This is a genomic window from Flavobacterium bizetiae (assembly GCF_902804475.1).
Taxonomy (GTDB): Bacteria; Bacteroidota; Bacteroidia; order Flavobacteriales; family Flavobacteriaceae; genus Flavobacterium; species Flavobacterium bizetiae.
Genome location: NZ_CADCSU010000200.1, coordinates 1 through 20545, shown reverse-complemented (window position 1 = coordinate 20545; position 20545 = coordinate 1). Strand labels below are relative to the sequence as shown.

The window sequence follows — 20545 nt, the reverse complement described above, 5'->3', positions numbered from 1 at the left end:
GTTAGGTAAGGGCCATATAGTTTTGCAGTAAACTAAAACTAATGTAGTGAACGCAGAATACAATACTTTTTTAGACAAAAAACCTGTTTTCAATAAAGTTTACCAGCAGAACTGGAAAGCCCTTTATTCTTTTGCTTTTAATATTTTGCGTGATAAAGAATCAACAGAAGATATTATTCAGGAAATATTTATTGACTTTTGGGTACGAATGAATGATACTGAAATTCAAAATTATACAGCATATTTGTTTCAGGCAGTTCGAAACCAATGCGCTAAAAGGCTTAGATATAAGAAACTAACAGTTTTTGAATTACAAGTTTTAGAAGAATCTATACAATTGATAGATGAGGAAGAATTTTTTGAATTTCCAAAAGAGCAGATCGTTGAGCAAGTCAGACAAAAGGCACATGAAATTTTACCTCCTAAGTGCCTTGATATCTTTAATCTTAGATTTTATGAAAATATGAGCATTAAAGATATTGCTGAATATAAAAAGATATCAGTAAGTACAGTTGAAAATCAAATTAATAAGGCTTTAAAAATGTTAAAGACAGAAAATGATTACTACATTAAATTATTGGCCATCCTTATTTTTTGTTCTTAGCTAGAGTTCTTTTCAAGCTTTTTGTTAAGAATGTTAACAAATTGTAATCCTTTAAAAATTTTATAGGTGCTGTCTGCTTTTCGTGTACTATATAATAAAGACCTTATTAAATAGTCATATGCAAAAACAGTACAAGCATCTTTTTAAAAGATACAGTGAAGAGAAATCTTCTGAAAAGGAAAAAAAAATAATAGATACTTATTTTAACAAAATTCAATATAACGGTATTACAGAACAGAATATTGATAATGTTTTGGGAGATCGTATTTTGCTTAAAATAGAAGAACGTTTAGAAAGAAAAAAGAAAACCTATTATTATAGAATTTCGGCATCTGTTGCGGCTGTTATACTTTTAGGAACGTTGCTGTTTACTTTTAATTCTATTTTTAAAACGAATCATTTTATTACTGTTGCTGCACAATTTGGTGAGCAAAAAAATGTACGATTACCTGATTCCTCCGTGGTTTATTTAAACTCAGGAAGCAGTATAGTTTATCCGGAACACTTTGGAGAAGATTCCAGAGAAATTACTTTAAAAGGAGAAGCTTATTTTGAAGTTGTACACAAAGAAAAACATCCATTTATAATTTCTTCAGCTCATTTTAAAACGCAGGTTCTGGGAACCAGATTTATTGTAACCAATTATGAAAAAGGTCTTGCGTCAGTAACGGTTGTTTCCGGAAAGGTAAAAGTTACAGATCAGCATTCATCTAAATCCGAAATTATCACTAAAAATCAGAGAGTGAGTTATGATGATGTTTCAGGGGCTTTTATAAGATCTAATAATATCGAATCATCAAATTACCTGGCATGGAGAGAGGGAAGAATCTTTTTTGATCACGCTCAGATAGATCAGGTATTGCTAACACTACAGAGAAAATACAATCTGGTACTGAAACTGGATTCAAAACCTTATCAATGCAATACTATTAGTGGAAATTTCTCAGGCAATGACATCGAAAAAATCTTAAGCAGTATTCGTTTCATTAATGATATGGAATATAGCACAATTAAAAATGACACCATAAAAATTAAACTAAAACCCTGTAAAAACTAGCGCCTATGCAAAAATGAAAAACTACTCAAAAAATATAAAAAAACCCGAACATGGCGGCCACCAATCATCGGGTCACATTAATTGCAAATAATTAACATAAAACAAATATATTCAAATTATGTATCTTGTAACAAATAAAAACAATAATAAAAAGAACATATTTTTCTTTTTTTTGGTTACACTATGGACACAAGTGACTTTTGCCTCAGCATTTACCTCGCAAAGCACAGAATCTACTCCAGTATCAATTTCAAAAAATGTTTATGAACTCAAAGCATTATTTAAAGCTATTGAAAGTCAAACTGATTTTTCGCTTCTTTATTCCGATGAGGTTGCAAAACTTAAAACTCAGGTTCCTGTTAGTTCAGGAACACAAACAATAGCATTATTACTTAAGGAAGCTGCTGTTAAATTTAACGTTGCTTATCAAATAAATGATGGTTTGATTACTTTTAAAATAAATAGTCCTGCTAAAGGTAAAAAGGCAGTAAATGTCGGAAAGCAAATAAAAATCTCAGGGACAGTTACCGATAATTTAGGTAACCCCATTCCGGGAGCTACAATTCTCATTGAAGGAACATCAATAGGCGCGCAAACAGATTTAGACGGAAAATACAGTATTGAGGCTCAGGAAGGAGAAATACTAGTTTTTGTTTATATGGGATTTAAGACCGTTAAACAAAAAGTTGAAAAAGAAAGGATAATCAATATTACCCTTGAAGAGGAAGCTGAAGCACTAAACGAGTTAGTAATTACTGCCTTAGGAATTAAACGAGAAGAAAAGGCTCTTGGATATGCTGTACAAAAAGTCGAGGGATCTTCCATGCAAACGGTAAAAGGAGTAGATGTTGCAACCTCATTAACTGGTAAGGTATCAGGTTTACTTGTGAAAAACAGTACTGAATTTGCAGAAGCCCCTACTGTTGAAATTCGAGGTGAAAGTGCCTTATTGGTTATTGATGGAGTACCTTATGGAAACATGACTCTCAGGGACATTCCTGCTGATGATATCGAATCTTTGAGTGTACTCAAAGGAGCAACTGCATCAGCTTTGTATGGCTATCGTGGTGCCAGCGGTGCTATAGTTGTAACAACCAAAAAAGGAAGCTCTAAAAAAGGCCTTACCGTATCACTAAATAGCAGTACAATGTTTACAGCGGGTTATCTGGCAATTCCTGAAACCCAAACAACTTTTGGAAGACAGATAGACGCTACTACCAATATGTATAAAGGAACAGGCTCTTGGGGAGTACCAATGCAGGGGCAAGAAGTTGTTCAGTGGGATCCGGTTAGTAAATCCTATAGATCGATGCCTTATTTACCAATAGGAAAGGATAATTTTAAAAACTTTCTTGATCAGGGTTATATTTTAAATAACAGCTTAAGTGTAACACAGCAAGGAGAATTCGGGAATCTTAGATCATCTGCAACCTGGGTTAGCAACAAAGGGCAATATCCAAATTCTCAATATGATAAATATACCTATACATTAGGTGGAGACATTAGTTTAGATAAATTCAAATTATCCTCTTCAATATCGATAAATAAGCAAAGTTCGCCAAATATTGGATTTAATGGTTATAAGGGCTATGATCCAATGTATAATATTCTGGTTTGGTCATCTCCGGATTACGATATACGAAAATATAAAGATTATTGGCTTGTAAAAAATGAGTCGCAAAATAACAGTTATACCGGTACAAATAATAATCCCTACTTTGACAGATTTGAAAGATTACACAGTTTAGATCGAAATGTTTTTAACGGTTTTGTTTCGGCAAGTTATCAAATAGCTCCCTGGCTTAATGCTACTGTCAGAACTGGTTTTGATACCTATAATAATAAGCAGACTGTTAGGATTTCAAAAGGATCTCTGGTTGGTGCAGGTACCTCTACAGTTATTCTTAACGGGACTGAGATTTGGGGAGAATCTTTAAAAGGATCTTATAATGAAGGTTTAGGAAGTGGTTATAGCTCTAATACTGATTTTATCTTAACTGGAAATAAAAAAATTAATGATTTTGATATTGAGGGTCTTTTTGGAGGAACTATTTATTATACACAGGATGAAGGTATTGAGGCCAGAACCCAGGGAGGACTTTCTGTTCCGGGTTTCTATTCTTTAAAATCTTCTGTTACTAATGCTGTTGTAAACTCTTCTATTTACAAAAGACAGGTAAACAGTTTTTATGGAAGACTGGCCGGGTCATGGAAAGCAATGGCTTTTCTTGAAGGTACTTTACGAAAGGACTGGAGTTCAACACTTCCTGAATCTACACGTTCTTATCTTTATCCATCTGTTTCAGGCAGTTTTTTAGTCTCAGAAGTTTTGCCAAAATTTGATTGGTTATCCTTATGGAAACTTCGAGGTTCCTGGACATCATCTAAAACCCCGGCAGGAGTTTATGATATTAATTCGGTTTACAACATTACAACCAATGCCTGGGGAGGTTTAAACTCGGCTTCTTATCCTGATGTTATACGTGGAAACCAGGTTAGGCCCGAGTCAGCAAGTACTTGGGAAATAGGAACAGCTGCAAGTTTGTTCAAAAAACGTTTATCATTTGATTTTACCTATTATTCAAAGAGAATGTACGACTTTTTAACGGCAACAAATGTTAGTAGTGCTTCAGGTTTTAGCTCAAATTATATTAATATAGACCAGGAAATTACCCGTAGAGGATTTGAACTTACACTAAACTTTACCCCAATAAAAACAGCTGACTGGCAATGGGATGTAATGGCAAACTGGTCTAAATATGCTCGCTATTACACCAAGCTGGACAAAGAATTTTCAGCCGACAGGCCTTGGGTGAAAGTAGGAAACAGAGTTGATGCATTTGTTTTAAATGATTTCCAGAAAAGTGCCGATGGAGCTGTTATTTATGAGAATGGATTACCGGTCTATTCTGCTTATGAATCCGTTTATGGATATGGTGATCCTGATTGGATTTGGGGGCTGACATCTTCACTTCGTTATAAAAATTTTACTTTGAATATTTCTGTTGATGGACGAGTAGGAGGTTTGGCACAAACTACAACCGAAATGTATATGTGGCAGTCTGGAAACCATCCTGACTCTGTAAATGACATTCGTTATAAAGATATTACCACAGGTACAAGCAATTATATTGGAGATGGGGTAAAAGTAATTTCAGGTGCAGTAACTTATAATGCGTATGGAAATATTACCAGTGATACCAGACAATATGCTTCAAATGACGTTCCTGTTACTTATGAGAATTATGTAAAAAGAATTCATAAGGGTACAGCCTGGGGAGGTAATCCATCTCCTGGAGATACTTACAGCACCACTTTTTTGAAATTAAGAGAAGTCTCACTTACTTATAATGTTCCTAAGTCAGTATATCGTTTTATAAAAGCAAAAAATGCTACCGTATCAGCAATAGGTCAAAATTTATTCCTTTGGGCAAAAGATTTTAAATATTCTGATCCAGATGGAGGAGTTGATAATTTTAGCGATCCCTCACAACGTTTTGTAGGTTGTAATATTAAGCTTGAATTCTAAATTGAAAAGTAAACATAATTTAAAATTATTGATATGAAAAAAATAATCGTTGCAATTACAGGTATGCTAATGTTTTCCAGCTGTAGTAATTTTGATGAAATCAATACCAACCCTAATACGCCTACCGGGGTAAGTGCTTCACTATTAGCTACAAATATAATTCTGAGTATTGCTAAATATCAAGGTACTGATTCAAAAGAATATATTGCTGAGAATGCTTTACCAAAATATGTTGGTTATGCAAATGAGGGACAATTAGGAACTCAATATAACTTAATAGCAAATTCAAGTTTTAACAAAATGACCATTTTGCCTGATATTGATAAAATGTTACTGGCCGCAAAAGGCAACCCAGCCGAAAACTCATATAAAGGGGTAGGTCATTTTATAAGAGCATATACTTTTTATCTTCTCACTATGAAGATGGGAGATATTCCATACAGTGAAGCAAATCTTGGGACGCAGGGAAATTACAAACCAAAATACGACTCTCAAAAAGAGGTTTTTATGGGGATTCTTAGTGAATTGGAGCAAGCACGTATTGATTTTTCACAAGGAACAGCTTTTGATGGTGATCCGACCATTTTTAAAGGAAATCCCGAAAGATGGAGGAGAGCCTGCAATGCATTTGAACTTAAAGTTCTAATGACTCTCAGCGGAAAAGAGAGTGATGCTGATTTAAAAATTAAAGAGAAATTTGCCAATATTGTTAATGAAAATATACTTCTTAAAGATGATTCTGATTATTTTGGCTTAGAGTATAATACAGTAAACCTTCATCCATTATACAGTACAAATGATATGTTTACCGGAAGAACTATTTTAAGTGATATTGTAGTGGATAATCTTAAAAGACTAAATGATAAACGATTGTTTTATTTTGCAGAACCCTCAGCAGATCAAATTGCAAAAGGATTAGCTCAAAACAGTTTTATGGCTTATACAGGTGTAAAAACTTCATTAGATTATGGACTAATGAATGCCAATTATTCAGCGGGTAAATATTCTAAAATAAACCTGAGATACCAAACCAAACAAAATAGTGATCCAAGAAGACTCCTTACATATGCTGAGCAGGAATTGATTTTGGCTGAAGCGCGTATCAAAGGCTGGATTACTGCATCAAGTGCGCAGCTTTATTATGAAAACGGAGTTAAAGCTGCCTTAAAAAATGTTATGAGTACAGATGCTTCTTTTGCCCATGGAAATGCTATTGTGCAAAATGATATTGATACTTATTTTACCGGTGAGGCAGCATTTGCTGCTGATGCAGATACTCAATTAAAGCAAGTTTGGATCCAGCGGTATCTGCTGAATTTTTTAGTTGATGCAGAAACTTCTTATTTTGAATATAGAAGAAATAAATACCCGGATTTTAATATTGACCCGACAACGAACCTAAACGTTAATAGTCCTACTAGTATGCCTATAAGATATTTATATCCTTCTTCGGAATTGAATTATAACAGTCAAAAGTTGATGGAGGCCTTAAACCGTCAATTTGGAGGTTATGATGAAATTAATAAGACAATGTGGCTTTTAGCAAATTAGCAAAAAGGTCATATTGATTAGTTTTGTTTTTTTATTTTTTTTAACGCTGCTCTTTATAATTAGAGCAGCGTTTTTATTGGCAAATAATAGAAAATAAGAAATCAATTTTAAAGATTTAAAAATAAATTAATTCAATACAGAATAAAAATAAAGTTATGAGAAGAGTAAAATTTTTGATAGTGATTCTTTTGGCCATGCAAATCAATGGACAGAATTTAAAAATAATGACTTACAATATTCGTGTAGACCTAGCAGTTGATGGGGATAATGACTGGAGCCACCGCAAAGATTTTTTTACATCCCAAATTCAGTTTTATCAGCCCGATGTATTTGGAATTCAGGAAGCGGCACCAAATCAGGTAAATGATATTGCAAGTAACCTTGCTCAATATAGTTTTGTTGGTATAGGAAGAGAAGGTGTTGGAAAAGGGGAATCCTCTACTATTTTTTATAATAGAGAGCGTTTAAAAATGCTTTTAAATAACACATTTTGGCTTTCAGAAACACCCGGTGAAATTTCTTTGGGTTGGGATGCGGCATATAAAAGAGTCTGCACCTATGCTTTGTTTAAAGATCTAAAAACAAAGCAGCTTTTCTGGATTTTCAATACCCATTTAGATCATGTTGGTGAACAGGCAAAAATAAATGGTATAAAACTTATTCTTGCTAAAATTAAAGAAGTGAATAATAAAAATTATTCGGTCATTTTTACTGGAGATTTAAATTCAGAGCCTGAATCAGAGGGCATTTTTCTTCTTAAGAAAGAAATGAAAGATACCAGAGAAGTTTCAAAAACACTACCTTTTGGTCCTTCTGGAACTTTTAACGGTTTTAAGCATAATGAACCCGTAACACGATTGCTGGATTATATTTTTATATCTAAAGATGCTGGTTTTAAAGTAGAAAAATTTGCTGTTTTAAGTGATTCAAAAGACTTAAAATATCCATCCGACCATTTGCCTGTTTATGTAGAATTGAGTTATTGAAGGAATATATATCCGATTAAATAGAAAACCTTTTGATAATTTGTAAGAAAAAAAAAACTAATATATTTAAATTAGCATTAGGGTAAACGGGATAGTAAGAACAAAATGAAGCCTCATTTTGATACAAACAAATTCGCTTTGAACAAGATTGAATTTTATATGTAGGCTAGTTTTAAAATAATTAAGTATATTATTAAGGAAAATTAGTTATTTTTATCGTTAAAAGAAATAGAACTTCCTTACATAATTACGTTTGTTATAATAGAAAAAAATAAAAATTCAGTTATATGCAAAAACCTGAAATACCTGATAACGAGCATCTTCGTTTCGAAGCCTTAGATGCTTATAAAATACTAGATACATTGCCTGAAGATGAGTATGATGCCTTAACCAAAATAGCAGCACAAATTTGTGGTACACCCATCGCATTGGTCACTTTAGTTGATCATGATCGACAATGGTTCAAATCGCATCATGGTTTAAATGCAACCGAAACTCCAAGGGATTTTGCTTTTTGTGCACATGCAATAAACACACCGGATGAATTATTTATTATTCCGGATGCCACTAAAGACGAAAGGTTTCATGATAATCCGTTAACAATTAATGACCCAAACGTAGTGTTTTATGCAGGCGCTCCGTTAAATACCAAAGACGGTTATTCTTTAGGGACGCTTTGTGTTATTGATACAAAACCAAGAGAAGGTCTTACAGAGAACCAACAAGAATCATTAAAGGCATTGGCCAATCAAGTGATTTCGCAATTTGAACTTCGTAAAAAAAATAGATTTTTAGAAGATTTGAATGATGAAATTATTAAAAAAAATGTGCAGTTGGACCAATTTGCTTATCGGCTTACTCATGATTTAAAAGTACCAATACGAGGTATAAATTCATTATTAATTTTTATAAAAGAAGATTATAAAACACTCCTTGAAGACACAGAATTAGAAGCTTGCATCGATTTAATTTATTCTCGAAATGAATACATGGATTTCTTAATTAATGGAATCTTAGAATATACAAAAGTTAGTAACGATCAAATTTGTTTTGAAGATTTTAATGTCGAAAGCACTATTCAATATATAGTTAATAATGGTGCTTTACATATTCCGACTCATATAAATTTTAGGAATTGCGATACCTTTATAAGGCATTCAAAAATAGGTTTTGTTCAAATTATTCAAAATCTTTTATCAAATACAACGAAACATACCGACAAAGAAGAATGTAATGTTTGGATTTCACTAACAGAAAATGAAACTAATTATTCTTTTGTTTATGAAGATGATGGGCCAGGTATACCAGAAAAATATTGGTTAAAAGTATTTGAGTTGTTTGAAACAGTTAACTCAAAATATGGTAAAAATGCCGGTATTGGCTTGTCAACAATAAAAGCCATAGTAGATCGAGTAGTGGGTACTATTTATTTGAAGAATAGAGAAGATAATAAAAAAGGTGCTTGCTTTTGTTTTGTTTTACCAAAAGAGTATAACTGTTAATTTTTGACGGAAGATTTTATCAGCCTACAACAAGCATTTTACTTTTTCTTTTAATAAAAGTAGTATCGAAAATTTGTTTGTGAAGCAAGAAAATAGCACTTCACTAGAATTACATCGCCTTTTAATGATTTTAATTTGGATAAAAGCTCAGAGCTTTTTGGGCAAAAAAGGTGGTAATATTTTTTGGTACTTAGCAAGTCTTTTTTGAAGGTGTAGGCAATTTCAAAATTGATTTTTAAAAGCGCAAAGTACAACAATAAATGGCAATGTAATTCTGGAAGTAACTGCAATAGTGGAACAATAGTGGCGCAAACAGGGTAATGGCAGTGGCAAAAATGAAACAAAAATTAGTTTTAGTTTGTCATTTTTCAAATAACTTATAAAAAATTCTTTGCTTGATACTATAACTTATGGTAACTAATACCGTTTTTGAAATGTATCGAATAAAATTTTCTTTTTTAAACGGTTATTAACAATTTGAAGTGTTATTCCGATTAATGAAATGGCTAAAAAAATCATAATCAAAGTGTTTGCTTCGATAGGGATCTTTGGCTCTAGGTTTTTTCCAATAGTTATAATAATCATGGAGAATACTAAATAGTGCTCAGATTTGATTCCAATAGGAATTGTGTTTGCTAAAGTAATTGCTGTTTTCATTTTTCAGTGGTATTTGAATGAAACTTCATTTCTTGTTAATAAATAGTTTTAATTTTGAGTGTTTACTAAATCGAATAGATTATCTATCGAAGTTGCAATCACTGCTGACATTGTTAAATTGTTTTTGGAAATAATTATTTTATTAATTTTTATTTTTTTTGTTTCTTAATTCTGATACAAATCTAAGGCGATTATAAGAATTGTTTTTTGTTTTTTCGATGAATAGCAGTTTGTTGTCGATCAATAATCAATCTTTATGCTTGAATTACAGTTGATTATGATTTTGTGTCGATAAATTAATATTAAAAATGGAAATCGTCCTTTTTTTTGTTTTTTTTAATATTCAGTTTACTTATTATATAGTTACAGACGTTCTACTTATATATAAGAAATTTTAAAAATCAGATGAATGGCTATTCGATAAAAATTAGATTGAAGTATTAGGATCCCTTTTTAGATGTCGTTTTTTACTGGCTTCCGGATATTTTTTATGAATGAATTACATATAAAATACCATTCGTCGACACTTTTTTTGCAGTTGTCTACACTTTATTATGAATTAACTAAAAAAGACTCTTGCTTTAAAAGGAATAAAATACCTTTGAAGTTGAATAAGTATGCATCAAACTTTAAAATTAATAAAATGGCAAAATCGTTGAATATACTATTAATAGAAGATGATGCAATTGAAGTAATGAAATTCAATAGAGTACTAAAAAGTTTAGAACTCAATCATCGAATCATTGAAGCAAATAATGGAGAAGAAGCAGTTGATCTATTAAAAAGGAAAGAAATAATACCAGATGTTATTATTTTAGACCTTAATATGCCTAAACTAAACGGTATCGAGTTTTTATCTATCTTAAAAGCAGATGATGTATTAAAATATATACCAGCAATTATCTTAACTACTTCTAACAATCATAGAGACGTGATGGAGTGTTATAAAATAGGTATTGCGGGCTACATTTTAAAGCCTTTGAAATATGAGGATTATGTAGATAGGATAAAAAAAATACTAGACTATTGGAGCACGAATGAATTAATTTCTCAGTAAAAATAAGTAGCGTTATTTTTTGAATCTAGTACTAGAGATAAGAATTAAAGCTTTAAAATATTTTTTGTTTTTTATGTCATAAACAAATTGAAAACCACTTGAGATTTAAAACATTTGTAGTGTAAGAAAAAAAGTAGTACTTTACGTTACAATTCTAAAAGAGTTGAATAGCTGGAATTTGAGTTGGGTTTAGCAGTAGTCTTATCTACTTTTCGTAATCAAAAACATTCGAAATAATAGAATGTATTCAGATGCCGTATTCATGAAATTTTTAAAACTAAGGAGGTAACAACATGGAAAATTCTCAATTTCATTTTGATAGTGAAACATTCAATAGGATTTTCCCTTTTTATGTTTTACTAGACCACAACTTACTTATTCAAGACCGAGGTGAAGGTTTAATCAAAGTGCTTCCGGACTTAAAATGCAGAGGATATTTCCTGAGATCATTTACAATTACCAATCCATTTATCGAAGAGCTAAATGTTGACAATTTTTATAAAGTTACCAATCAATTAGTTATAATAGAATCTGTTAAAGATAAAATTTCGCTTCGAGGACAATTTGAAAACTATGAAAATGGCTATTTATTTATAGGTAGCCTCTCGCATACTTCCTTGAATTATTTTGAAGAAAAAAAAATCTCTCTTTATGATTTCGCTAACTACGATGCAGCATTACAAAATTCTTTGAATACAATACATCAGCAAGAAAATCAATTAAAAGAAGCCAATAAGAAAATTGTTGATATTGCTCTTTTTACTACTCAAAGTCCAGATCCATTAATTCGGATTGATTTTGAGGGACATCTATTAAAAATGAATCCAGCAGCCGAAGATTTAAAAAATCTTATATTTCAGGGAATTGATTATGAAATTGAGGATTTTTTAAAATTTATCATTCATCAAATTGATAAGAGAAAAGAAAGATGGATGTTTGAGGCGGAGAATAATGGTAAGTGCTATTCTTTTGTTTGTAAAAGTCTGCAACAAGAGGGCTGTGTAAATATCTATGGACGTGATATTACAGAACAAAAAAGAAATCAAGAAGAGCTAAATAAGTTGTCCTTGGTAGCAAAAACGAATAAAAACGGCATTGTATTCACTTATCCGGATGGAAAGATATTTTGGTGTAATGATGCATATCTTAAATTGACAGGATATGAGAACGATGAAATCATTGGTAAAACACCTGTTGAAGTAGGTTCGGACGCTCTATCGAATAAAGAGGAGATCCACAGAATGATCAATGCATTTTACGAGGGAAATACTTTTGAAGTAGAAATTTTGCATGCTAAAAAAAACGGTGGCACTTTTTGGTCTAAAACAGTGGGACAACCCATTTTTGATTCCTCCAAAAAGGTGATTCAATATTTTGCAATGATTGAGGATATTTCTGAAGATAAACAAAAAGAAGAACAACTTTTATTACTTTCCTCGATAGCAGATAAAAATATTAGTGCAGTCATTATTTGCGACAGTGAAGGTAAAATTGAGTGGGCCAATAGTAGTTTTACCACAATGACTGGCTACTCCAAGGAAGAATTGATTGGTAAGAGTCCTGGTCGTTTATTACAAGGTGAAGCAACCAATCCAAAAACGATTGCTTATTTAAAGAATCAAATAAAACAAGGACTTCCTTTTACTTGTGAGATCTTAAATTATACAAAATATAAAAAGAAATACTGGGTTAGAGTACAAGGACAGGCGCTTCATAACAAACAAGGAGAGGTGATTAAATATTTTGCTATCGAAGAAAATATAAGCCAAGAAAAAGAGTTCAATCAACAGCTTATAGATTCTGAGAATCGTTTAACGTCATTAATAACCAATCTTCAATCAGGCATTTTACTAGAAGATGAGGATAGAAAGGTGCTAATTGCCAATAAAAGGTTTTGTAATTTATTCGATTTTAAAGGAGAACCAGAAGAGATGATAGGTTTTGATTCTAAAATGGCTACTGAAGAAAATAAACACTTTTTTAAAAGACCAGATGAATTTATTGAAAGGGTAGAAGAAATTTTAAGAAATAAAAAAAACGTCTTTTCTGAAGAAATTGAATTGGCCGATGGACGCGTTTACGAAAGGAGTTTTATTCCGATAGCCAAAGGCAAGAAAAATGATGGTCATTTATGGAGTTTTGAAGATATTACCATCAAGAAAAAGTACAAAGAAAGTCTAGAAGCAGAAAAAGAAAAATATAGAAATATTATTGCCAATATGAATATGGGTTTATTGGAAGTAGATATGGATGACGTAATACAATTAGCCAATCAGTCTTTTTGTGATATGAGTGGTTTCTCTTTAATTGATTTGTTAGGCAACAATGCATCTGAAATTTTGTTGCATCCTGAGGATAAAAAATTAGTAAATTTTAAAAATAAAGAACGGGTTAAAGGTAAGTCAGATTCGTATGAAGTTACTTCTATCAATAAAAAAGGAGAGACAAGATATTGGTTAATTAGCGGCGCTCCAAATTATAATGTAAATGGTGAAGTAATTGGTTCGATAGTTATACATTTAGACATAACTCGACAAAAGAGCCTAGAATTGCAAAAAGAAGAATTACTTAAAAAATTAGAAAAACAGAACGAGCAGCTCAATGATTATGCTCAAATTGTATCGCATGATTTAAAGTCACCACTACAGAGCATACATTCTTTAGTTACATGGATTAAAGAAGATAATGATAAAGAGTTTAATGCGCAAACGAGTCAATATCTTGATATGATTGAAGACAAAGTCGAGAAAATGGATCATTTGATTGAAGGAATTCTAACTTATTCTAAAGTAGATGATATTGAGATGATTACTGAGAATATTAATTTGAATGTTGAAATCAATAAAATAATTGATATTATTCATATACCTAAGAATATTGAAGTTATAGTAAAAAAAGAACTACCGACAATCAAAGCTGAGCGATTTAGAATGCAACAGTTGTTTCTAAATATCATCAGCAATGCGGTGAATTATATTGATAAGCCTCTCGGAATTATTCAAATAAGTTTTGAAGAGGAAAAAAAGCATTATATTTTTGCTATTAAGGATAATGGTCCTGGAATTGCTGCAGAGAATCAGGAAAAAATTTTTAAAATATTTCAGTCTTTTACATCTAATAAAAAATCAACAGGTATCGGATTGTCTATTGTAAAAAAAATAGTCGAGAATTACAAAGGAAACATTTGGATAGAAAGTGAACTGACTAAAGGTACAACCTTCTTTATTAAATTACCAAAATAGAAACTATGAAAATAATTCAAGCTTATAAAAAAAAGAATGAAAATTGGCAGTACCTAACAAATAAGGAAAAACTAAAAAATCCGCTGGTACTTGTTTTTGCCAATAGGATGCAATTAGAGCTTCCAGAAGTCATTGATGCTATTAGAAACGAGTTTCCTTATGAACATCTGGTTTTTGGCTCTACAGCGGGTGAAATTTTAGATGCAAATGTCTTTGATGATTCTATTGTTGTTAGTGCTATAGAATTTGAAAAAAGTACGTTTGCAATTAAAACCGATAATATTTTTAATCATAATAAAGATGCAAATGCTTTAGGGGAATCTCTTTACCAACAAATACCCAAAGAAAACTTAAAGCATTTATTTGTACTTTCAGAAGGTAGTTTCGTAAACGGAAGCTCACTTATTGAGGGTCTTGAGAATGGCATTCAAAATAAAGTGCCTATCTCAGGAGGAATGTGTGGAGACGATGCAAAATTTGAGAAGACATTGGCTTCTTATAAAGAAAATCCAAAAGAAGGAGAAGTCGTTTTAATTGGGTTTTATGGAGAAACTTTAGAAATTTCGTTTTCCAGTTTTGGAGGATGGAGCTCATTTGGTCCCGAAAGAATTATTACCAGATCAGAAGCCAATGTATTGTATGAAATCGATGGACAACCTGCTTTAGATTTGTATAAAAAATACTTAGGAGACAAAGCCAATGAGTTGCCGCAAGCTTCTTTGTTATATCCTTTAAATGTTACGCCCGAAGGTAAATCACAAGCTGTAGTTCGTACCATTTTAAATATCAATAACGAAGATCAGTCGATGATTTTAGCTGGAGAAGTGCCTGAAAATGCCAAAGTACAGCTCATGATGGCTTCTGTAGATGCTATCGCCGAGGGAGCTTCACAAGCGGCAATGTTAGCAATGCAAAATAGAATAAATCACCCACAACTTGCTTTACTAGTGAGTTGCGTAGGAAGAAAATTAGTTATGAATCAACGGGTTGAAGAGGAAATAGAGCAAGTGCAAGAAATAATAGGAAATGAAGTAGCAATTACCGGGTTTTACTCGTATGGCGAAATGGCTCCATTTAGCGAGAATACTTTTTGTGAATTACATAATCAAACCATGACTTTAACCCTAATCAGCGAATAATGAATACTCTTTTAAAAAGGCAAATTGCTAAATTTATAAACCCTGAGCACTTAAAAGATTTAAAGCATTTTTTGCAGGCAGTCAATGAATCTTATGATAATCACGAGGATCAGATGAACATGTTGCAGCGAGCAATGAAAATTAGTTCTGATGAACTTTTCCAAGCCAATAAAAAACTACGCGATGAAGCCAATAGTTTAAAAGAAATAAATTCAAATTTGACAGAAATATTGAATTCTATGAATTTGGATGCTGAAAAATTAGGTAATGAAAAAGATTTTAATCAATCCGATTTCTTAAAAAAACAATCTATAGAAATTGTGACTATGAATAAGCAAAGAGAAGAATTACTAAAGAGTTTAGAAAATCATAATAAAGAACTTAACGAATATGCTCATGTTGTTTCTCATGATTTAAAAGCACCACTCAGAAATATAGACACCCTTATTAATTGGGTCATTGAGGATAATAAAGAAATGGGTGAAAGTTGCTTAAACTCGCTTAATCAGGTACTTTTTAATGTCGAAAAAATGGATTTGCTCATCAAAGGAATTTTAGATTATTCTACTGTAGACAAGTTAGAATCTGAAGAAAGATTAATTGATCTTAATGAGGTAATTGACGAAATAAAGAGAGATATTCATATTCCGAAAAATATTGAAATTTCGATAATCAATGATTTACCAAAAATAAAAGGAAATACATGGCGATTCAAACAATTAATGCAAAATTTAATTGAAAATAGCATCCATTATAATGATAAGTCTCAAGGCCAAATTGAAATTGGTTGTAGAGAAAAAGAGCAAGATTTTGAATTTTACATCAAAGATAATGGCATCGGAATCGCTGAAAAATACCACGACAAAATTTTTAAAATATTCACAAAATTAGAAAGCAACAATCAAAATTCAGGAGTAGGGCTTTCTATAGTTAACAAAATTATTGAGTATTATAAAGGTTCGATCTGGCTTGAAAGTAAAGAAAACATTGGAACAACATTTTATTTTACCTTACCTAAAAACTATGGAACAGCCTAATTTAAATTATATTGACCAACTCTGCGGAGAAGACTATGCATTTAAGCAAAAAATGATTGCAATTATTAAAAAAGAACTCCCTCTTGAAATAGATTCCTATCATAAATGTATGCAAGAGCAGCATTATAAGCTGGCAGCAGAGTGTGTTCATAAATTAAAGCATAAAATATCTATTTTAGGCCTTGAAAAAAGCTATGATATTACTCATGAATACGAAAATTACTTATTAAATGGCACACTTGGATCTGAAGACAAATTTGAAAGTATTTTACAGTTAATGCAAAATTTTGTAAACGATTTGTAAAAAAGCTTAGTTTACGAATGGTATTATTATTGGCAGTTAATACATATATTATGATACTTTACATTCTCCTATTATATGTCAGAGATATTAAAAAACAAATAGAGTCAAAATAATCTTTAACCGTTTGTCATAAAAGTACTTTTTTAATAAAAAAAGCGAAAAGCAAGTTATGGTTTTAACTTGCTCTATACTTTACTGGTTGTAGTTTTTTACCTGTAATGAAGTGCGATTTGGCCAATTTGACCAATAATTTTTATGGAATCTTTAAATGACAATTTCGAACCATCCATGTGAATCCATCTGTTTAAGGGTTTTTCTAAAATTAACTCTTGAGTCTTCGTAGAGCCATATATTTTTTTCATCCGCATAAAAATCTCTACATCAAAAACCCATTTTGTTATGAATTTTTCATTAAAGGTTTTTTCTATAATTTCTTTTGTCATTATTTTGGCGCCACATTGTGTATCGTTAATTTCCATTCCAAGAATTTTTCTAATGATATAATTTATAGTTTTGCTAATAATAGCTCTTGCGGATTGTTTGGTAATATCAGCTCCCATTCTTGAAATTCTGGAGCCAAAAACCAATTTGTATTTAGAGTTATAAATTGTATCTGCCAAATCTTGAAAATCATCGAAATTGGTCGATAAATCGGCGTCTAAAAAACCGATGTAATCAAATTGATTTTGCTTGGCCAAGTGTAACATTCCCAGACGGACAGCTTCGGCTTTTCCACCATTTTTTTCACAATCATAAACGCTAATATATTCTTCTTTTCCTTTTGTTAATTCATGCAATACAGCTAGTGTATTGTCTTTACTTCCATCGTTTACAAAACACAAATGGTAACCTAAATTTTTATGTACAAAAGACTTAAATTCATCACTAGACAAACGAGTTTCCTCGTTATAACACGGAATAACAACTCCAATACACTTGTTTTGGATATATCGCTCTTTCGAATTGGGTTTTTCCGTAACACTTTTTTCAATAGTAGAGCCTATTAATCTTTTTACTCTCGCACCAATTTCGCTTAAACTCAAAGGCTTCTTCATGTAGTCATCAATACCTAAATCAAAACCTTTTATAATGACTTCTTCATCAGTATTACCAGATAAAACCATTACAGGAGTGTTGTCTTTTTTGATTTGCTTGATATGTTTGACTACCTCCAAACCAGATTGATGCTCATTTAAAGATTCTGTATTAGAGAGATTAGACATATTAATGTCAACAATAACTAAATTTGGCTTTTCACTGTCATATTTAGCTATGGCATCGATTATATTGTCTGTACTTATAACTTCATATCCTAAACCACTTAGCAATTTTTCTAAAGACAACAAGACCAATTGCTGATCATCTACTATTAGTATTTTCATAATATTACATTTAAGTTTATTGTATTGATTTAAAACATTCTATATACATCATTATAATTTTGTCCATTGATAGGGCGCTTGCAGCCTGAAAATTAGCAATTGCTAATTCTTTTCGATAGGTATCGTTTGAAATAATTTTGTCAATCGCTATAGCTAAAGAATCGGCACTTTCCGGATTAAAAAATTCTCCTTTATACCCTTCATCTTTAATTAGCAAGGCCAAATCACCTAAATCAGGCATGATAACTGCTTTGCCGTAGCTTCCTGCTTGATGCAAAACTCCAGAACTACCAGTAGTAGATGTATAAGGGAATACCACAATTGTACTATCAGTAAAAATTCGTTCTACATTATTTTCTTCAACATAGCCGGTAAAAATTATTCCCTCAACGTTTTTGTATTTTTCTTGTACTCCATCTAAATATCCAGGTGTGTTTGGACTATCTGTTCCAGCAATCACGACTTCTAATTTTTCTGGATTTGTTTTTCTAACAATTTCGACTGCATCAATTAAAATTTCGACTTTTTTGTAGGTTCCAAATTTACCAAAAGCCATAATTTGTTTAGGGCCAGATTTAATTTCAAAATTAGGATTTTTGACTGATTCGAATGTCCCATGTGGAATTAGCATTACATTTTTGGTATGGTATTTAGCATTTAAAACATCCACATATTTATGAATAGTTACAGCAACTTTATTGGCTTTCAAAATGCATCTGGTAATGTTAGTTCCAATAAAATTATAGATCTTCTGCATGAATTTACTCTCTGTGAATCCTGCTTTTTCTAGATCAACTTGCTCTAAAATGTTATGTAATAAAACCACTGTTTTGTATCCAAAAAATCTCAAAATCATGGGTAACAATAATCCCAAGGCAGAAGGTGTTTTTTTATCTCCAAATTTTACAAACTGAAGATTAAACAAAATCACATCTGGTTGTTCTTCTCGAACTGCATTAAGAACAGAAAAAATAGTGGTGTAACTGTTAAATCTCCAACATTCTTTTACTTTTACCTTTTCTTTTTGGTCAAAGTCTAATTGTTTCGCTTCAGATGTTTTATCGGATAATAAAATTAATTCGGATACTTCTGAGTTTTGAACAAAGTTTTTTACCAAATGATAACCATATTCATTTAGTGTAACTTTACTTGGCGGAAATGCAGTGACTACAGCTACTTTCATATTTAAAATGTTACTTTTTATTGTTATTAAAAAAGAAAAAAAACAATTGAAATAATAATAATACCACCATGGCGATGATTTGCATAACAACCACTTGTTCGAGTGAATTATGATAGAGGACTATTAGAATTATTTGTGTAAGTCCCAGAAAGGCTGATATTACAACAGGCACATACTTATTTATAGAAAGAAAATAGTAAGCAAAAATATTTGCGATAGCAAAAATTGAAGTTGCCAATGCATATTTCCACAACAAAAAAGCTATGGGTAGGTATTTCTCGCCAAACATTAATCGCACTACAATTTCTGGAAATAAGAGTGCACTTAGAACAATTATTGTAGACAAGCAAACAATATATAAAACATATTTTAATAGAATCGGAAGTGTATCTTCACCCTGTTTTTTTAACTGTATTACTTTGGGCAAAAGGAGCATTACAAACATCCAAGCGACAAAATATACTACCCTGCCTATTAATGCTAAACAAGCATATAAGCCCGCTTTTTCATTATCAAAATAATGTTTAACCAACATAATATCACTATTGTTAATGATGATTTGCGTTAATTCATAGAAGGCTGTTAAAGCGAAAAATGTAATAATGGATTTTGTATCTAAATTGTCACTTAGAGTCTGTTTGTTTTTGCTGTTAATTATTTTTTGAAAGGGAATCAAACCAAAGACAAAAGAAATTAAAATTCCTACTGCGATGATAATAGAAGATTGAATTTGAGGTAAAAGGTAGAGTAACAAAAGTGTCAAAATCAAACGACATAACATTTCAAAATAGTAGGTTTTTGACAAATTTCTCAGATCATTTTTCCCCTGATATAAACCCCTATTAATACTCATTATAAAATACATTGGAAGTCCCAAACCAAACAAAACGAACATTAGTGAGGTTTTGGTTTTAAAAATTTCTTGCAATTGATGGCTGAATACTACTACTGTAAATCCCAGTATTACACCGAAGAGGAGTGCATACTTAAAAATAAATTTTAAAAAAACATGCAATTGCGTTCCTTCTAGCAAAACGGCATATTTAGCCGCAGTAACCTGAAATGTCATTCCAACAAAAGACAATACTAAAAGCAAAGTTATTAAGATCGCAGCGTCAGCAAACTCAGAAGGACCAAGTATTCTTCCTAATAGCAAATTGTACAAATAATTTCCTGCATTTACAAATAAAATTGTAAGCATAAAAAAATTTTCCGCAGTGATCTTTTTATAAGTATTTTTAATATTCAATTCAAGTGTGTAGTATTAAAAAAATAGTATGATGAAATTTTAAAAAGCTTATTCTTATAAACAAAT

General features: G+C 31.4%; 15 protein-coding genes. 11 read left to right on the top strand and 4 right to left on the bottom strand.

Annotated elements, in window-relative coordinates; genetic code table 11:
• The first annotated feature begins 46 nt into the window (after positions 1–46).
• The 6 genes from FLACOL7796_RS23640 to FLACOL7796_RS23615 all read left to right on the top strand — a co-directional run bounded on the left by FLACOL7796_RS23640 (position 47) and on the right by FLACOL7796_RS23615 (position 9229).
• Entirely contained in the window at positions 47–604 is a 558-nt protein-coding gene (locus FLACOL7796_RS23640) for an RNA polymerase sigma factor (RefSeq protein ID WP_173973223.1), read from the top strand.
• Between the two features lie 118 nt (positions 605–722).
• Positions 723–1661, top strand: a complete 939-nt coding sequence (locus tag FLACOL7796_RS23635; RefSeq protein WP_173973222.1) for a FecR family protein — start codon at positions 723–725, stop codon at positions 1659–1661.
• Between the two features lie 118 nt (positions 1662–1779).
• Positions 1780–5190, top strand: a complete 3411-nt coding sequence (locus tag FLACOL7796_RS23630; protein WP_173973221.1) for a SusC/RagA family TonB-linked outer membrane protein — start codon at positions 1780–1782, stop codon at positions 5188–5190.
• Positions 5191–5223: 33 nt separating this feature from the next.
• A complete protein-coding gene (locus FLACOL7796_RS23625) occupies positions 5224–6741 on the top strand; it encodes a SusD/RagB family nutrient-binding outer membrane lipoprotein (RefSeq protein WP_173973220.1) in 1518 nt (505 codons plus the stop codon).
• Positions 6742–6896: 155 nt separating this feature from the next.
• Positions 6897–7727 (top strand): endonuclease/exonuclease/phosphatase family protein, encoded by an 831-nt coding sequence (locus FLACOL7796_RS23620; protein WP_173973219.1) that lies wholly within the window; start codon positions 6897–6899, stop codon positions 7725–7727.
• A gap of 287 nt (positions 7728–8014) precedes the next feature.
• Positions 8015–9229: a sensor histidine kinase gene (locus FLACOL7796_RS23615; protein ID WP_173973218.1), complete on the top strand. Its 1215-nt coding sequence runs from the start codon at positions 8015–8017 to the stop codon at positions 9227–9229.
• A gap of 417 nt (positions 9230–9646) precedes the next feature.
• Here FLACOL7796_RS23615 and FLACOL7796_RS23610 read toward each other — a convergent pair whose 3' ends face one another.
• On the bottom strand, positions 9647–9886 hold the full coding sequence (locus tag FLACOL7796_RS23610) for a hypothetical protein (RefSeq protein ID WP_035625440.1): 240 nt from the start codon (positions 9884–9886) through the stop codon (positions 9647–9649).
• A gap of 643 nt (positions 9887–10529) precedes the next feature.
• On the opposite strand from FLACOL7796_RS23610, the gene FLACOL7796_RS23605 reads away from it, so the two are divergent.
• The 5 genes from FLACOL7796_RS23605 (at position 10530) to FLACOL7796_RS23585 (ending at position 16665) form a co-directional block, all read left to right on the top strand.
• A complete protein-coding gene (locus tag FLACOL7796_RS23605) occupies positions 10530–10943 on the top strand; it encodes a response regulator (RefSeq protein WP_035625496.1) in 414 nt (137 codons plus the stop codon).
• 293 nt (positions 10944–11236) lie between these two features.
• Entirely contained in the window at positions 11237–14185 is a 2949-nt protein-coding gene (locus FLACOL7796_RS23600; RefSeq protein WP_173973217.1) for a PAS domain S-box protein, read from the top strand.
• Between the two features lie 5 nt (positions 14186–14190).
• On the top strand, positions 14191–15324 hold the full coding sequence (locus FLACOL7796_RS23595; protein ID WP_035625437.1) for an FIST signal transduction protein: 1134 nt from the start codon (positions 14191–14193) through the stop codon (positions 15322–15324).
• Positions 15324–16361, top strand: a complete 1038-nt coding sequence (locus FLACOL7796_RS23590) for a sensor histidine kinase (protein WP_035625434.1) — start codon at positions 15324–15326, stop codon at positions 16359–16361. The genes FLACOL7796_RS23595 and FLACOL7796_RS23590 overlap by 1 nt, the downstream gene beginning before the upstream one ends.
• Positions 16348–16665, top strand: a complete 318-nt coding sequence (locus FLACOL7796_RS23585) for a hypothetical protein (protein WP_035625432.1) — start codon at positions 16348–16350, stop codon at positions 16663–16665. Before FLACOL7796_RS23590 ends, FLACOL7796_RS23585 begins: the two co-directional genes overlap by 14 nt.
• A gap of 209 nt (positions 16666–16874) precedes the next feature.
• Here the strand turns inward: FLACOL7796_RS23585 and FLACOL7796_RS23580 are convergent, their stop codons facing one another.
• The 3 genes from FLACOL7796_RS23580 to FLACOL7796_RS23570 are packed head-to-tail and all read right to left on the bottom strand — an operon-like array spanning position 16875 to position 20431.
• On the bottom strand, positions 16875–18047 hold the full coding sequence (locus FLACOL7796_RS23580) for a response regulator (protein ID WP_173973216.1): 1173 nt from the start codon (positions 18045–18047) through the stop codon (positions 16875–16877).
• A gap of 16 nt (positions 18048–18063) precedes the next feature.
• Positions 18064–19230 (bottom strand): glycosyltransferase, encoded by a 1167-nt coding sequence (locus FLACOL7796_RS23575; protein ID WP_035625426.1) that lies wholly within the window; start codon positions 19228–19230, stop codon positions 18064–18066.
• A gap of 10 nt (positions 19231–19240) precedes the next feature.
• Entirely contained in the window at positions 19241–20431 is a 1191-nt protein-coding gene (locus FLACOL7796_RS23570; RefSeq protein WP_070905681.1) for an MATE family efflux transporter, read from the bottom strand.
• Positions 20432–20545: the final 114 nt, after the last annotated feature.

What these genes read in the sequence shown, in the direction of transcription:
- FLACOL7796_RS23585 (WP_035625432.1), top strand. Translation starts at nt 16,348, where the DNA reads ATGGAACAGCCTAATTTAAATTATATTGACCAACTCTGCGGAGAAGAC.
- FLACOL7796_RS23580 (WP_173973216.1), bottom strand. Translation starts at nt 18,047, where the DNA reads ATGAAAATACTAATAGTAGATGATCAGCAATTGGTCTTGTTGTCTTTA.
- FLACOL7796_RS23570 (WP_070905681.1), bottom strand. Translation starts at nt 20,431, where the DNA reads ATGCTTACAATTTTATTTGTAAATGCAGGAAATTATTTGTACAATTTG.
- FLACOL7796_RS23615 (WP_173973218.1), top strand. Translation starts at nt 8,015, where the DNA reads ATGCAAAAACCTGAAATACCTGATAACGAGCATCTTCGTTTCGAAGCC.
- FLACOL7796_RS23595 (WP_035625437.1), top strand. Translation starts at nt 14,191, where the DNA reads ATGAAAATAATTCAAGCTTATAAAAAAAAGAATGAAAATTGGCAGTAC.
- FLACOL7796_RS23600 (WP_173973217.1), top strand. Translation starts at nt 11,237, where the DNA reads ATGGAAAATTCTCAATTTCATTTTGATAGTGAAACATTCAATAGGATT.
- FLACOL7796_RS23610 (WP_035625440.1), bottom strand. Translation starts at nt 9,886, where the DNA reads ATGAAAACAGCAATTACTTTAGCAAACACAATTCCTATTGGAATCAAA.
- FLACOL7796_RS23605 (WP_035625496.1), top strand. Translation starts at nt 10,530, where the DNA reads ATGGCAAAATCGTTGAATATACTATTAATAGAAGATGATGCAATTGAA.
- FLACOL7796_RS23590 (WP_035625434.1), top strand. Translation starts at nt 15,324, where the DNA reads ATGAATACTCTTTTAAAAAGGCAAATTGCTAAATTTATAAACCCTGAG.
- FLACOL7796_RS23625 (WP_173973220.1), top strand. Translation starts at nt 5,224, where the DNA reads ATGAAAAAAATAATCGTTGCAATTACAGGTATGCTAATGTTTTCCAGC.
- FLACOL7796_RS23630 (WP_173973221.1), top strand. Translation starts at nt 1,780, where the DNA reads ATGTATCTTGTAACAAATAAAAACAATAATAAAAAGAACATATTTTTC.
- FLACOL7796_RS23620 (WP_173973219.1), top strand. Translation starts at nt 6,897, where the DNA reads ATGAGAAGAGTAAAATTTTTGATAGTGATTCTTTTGGCCATGCAAATC.
- FLACOL7796_RS23575 (WP_035625426.1), bottom strand. Translation starts at nt 19,230, where the DNA reads ATGAAAGTAGCTGTAGTCACTGCATTTCCGCCAAGTAAAGTTACACTA.
- FLACOL7796_RS23635 (WP_173973222.1), top strand. Translation starts at nt 723, where the DNA reads ATGCAAAAACAGTACAAGCATCTTTTTAAAAGATACAGTGAAGAGAAA.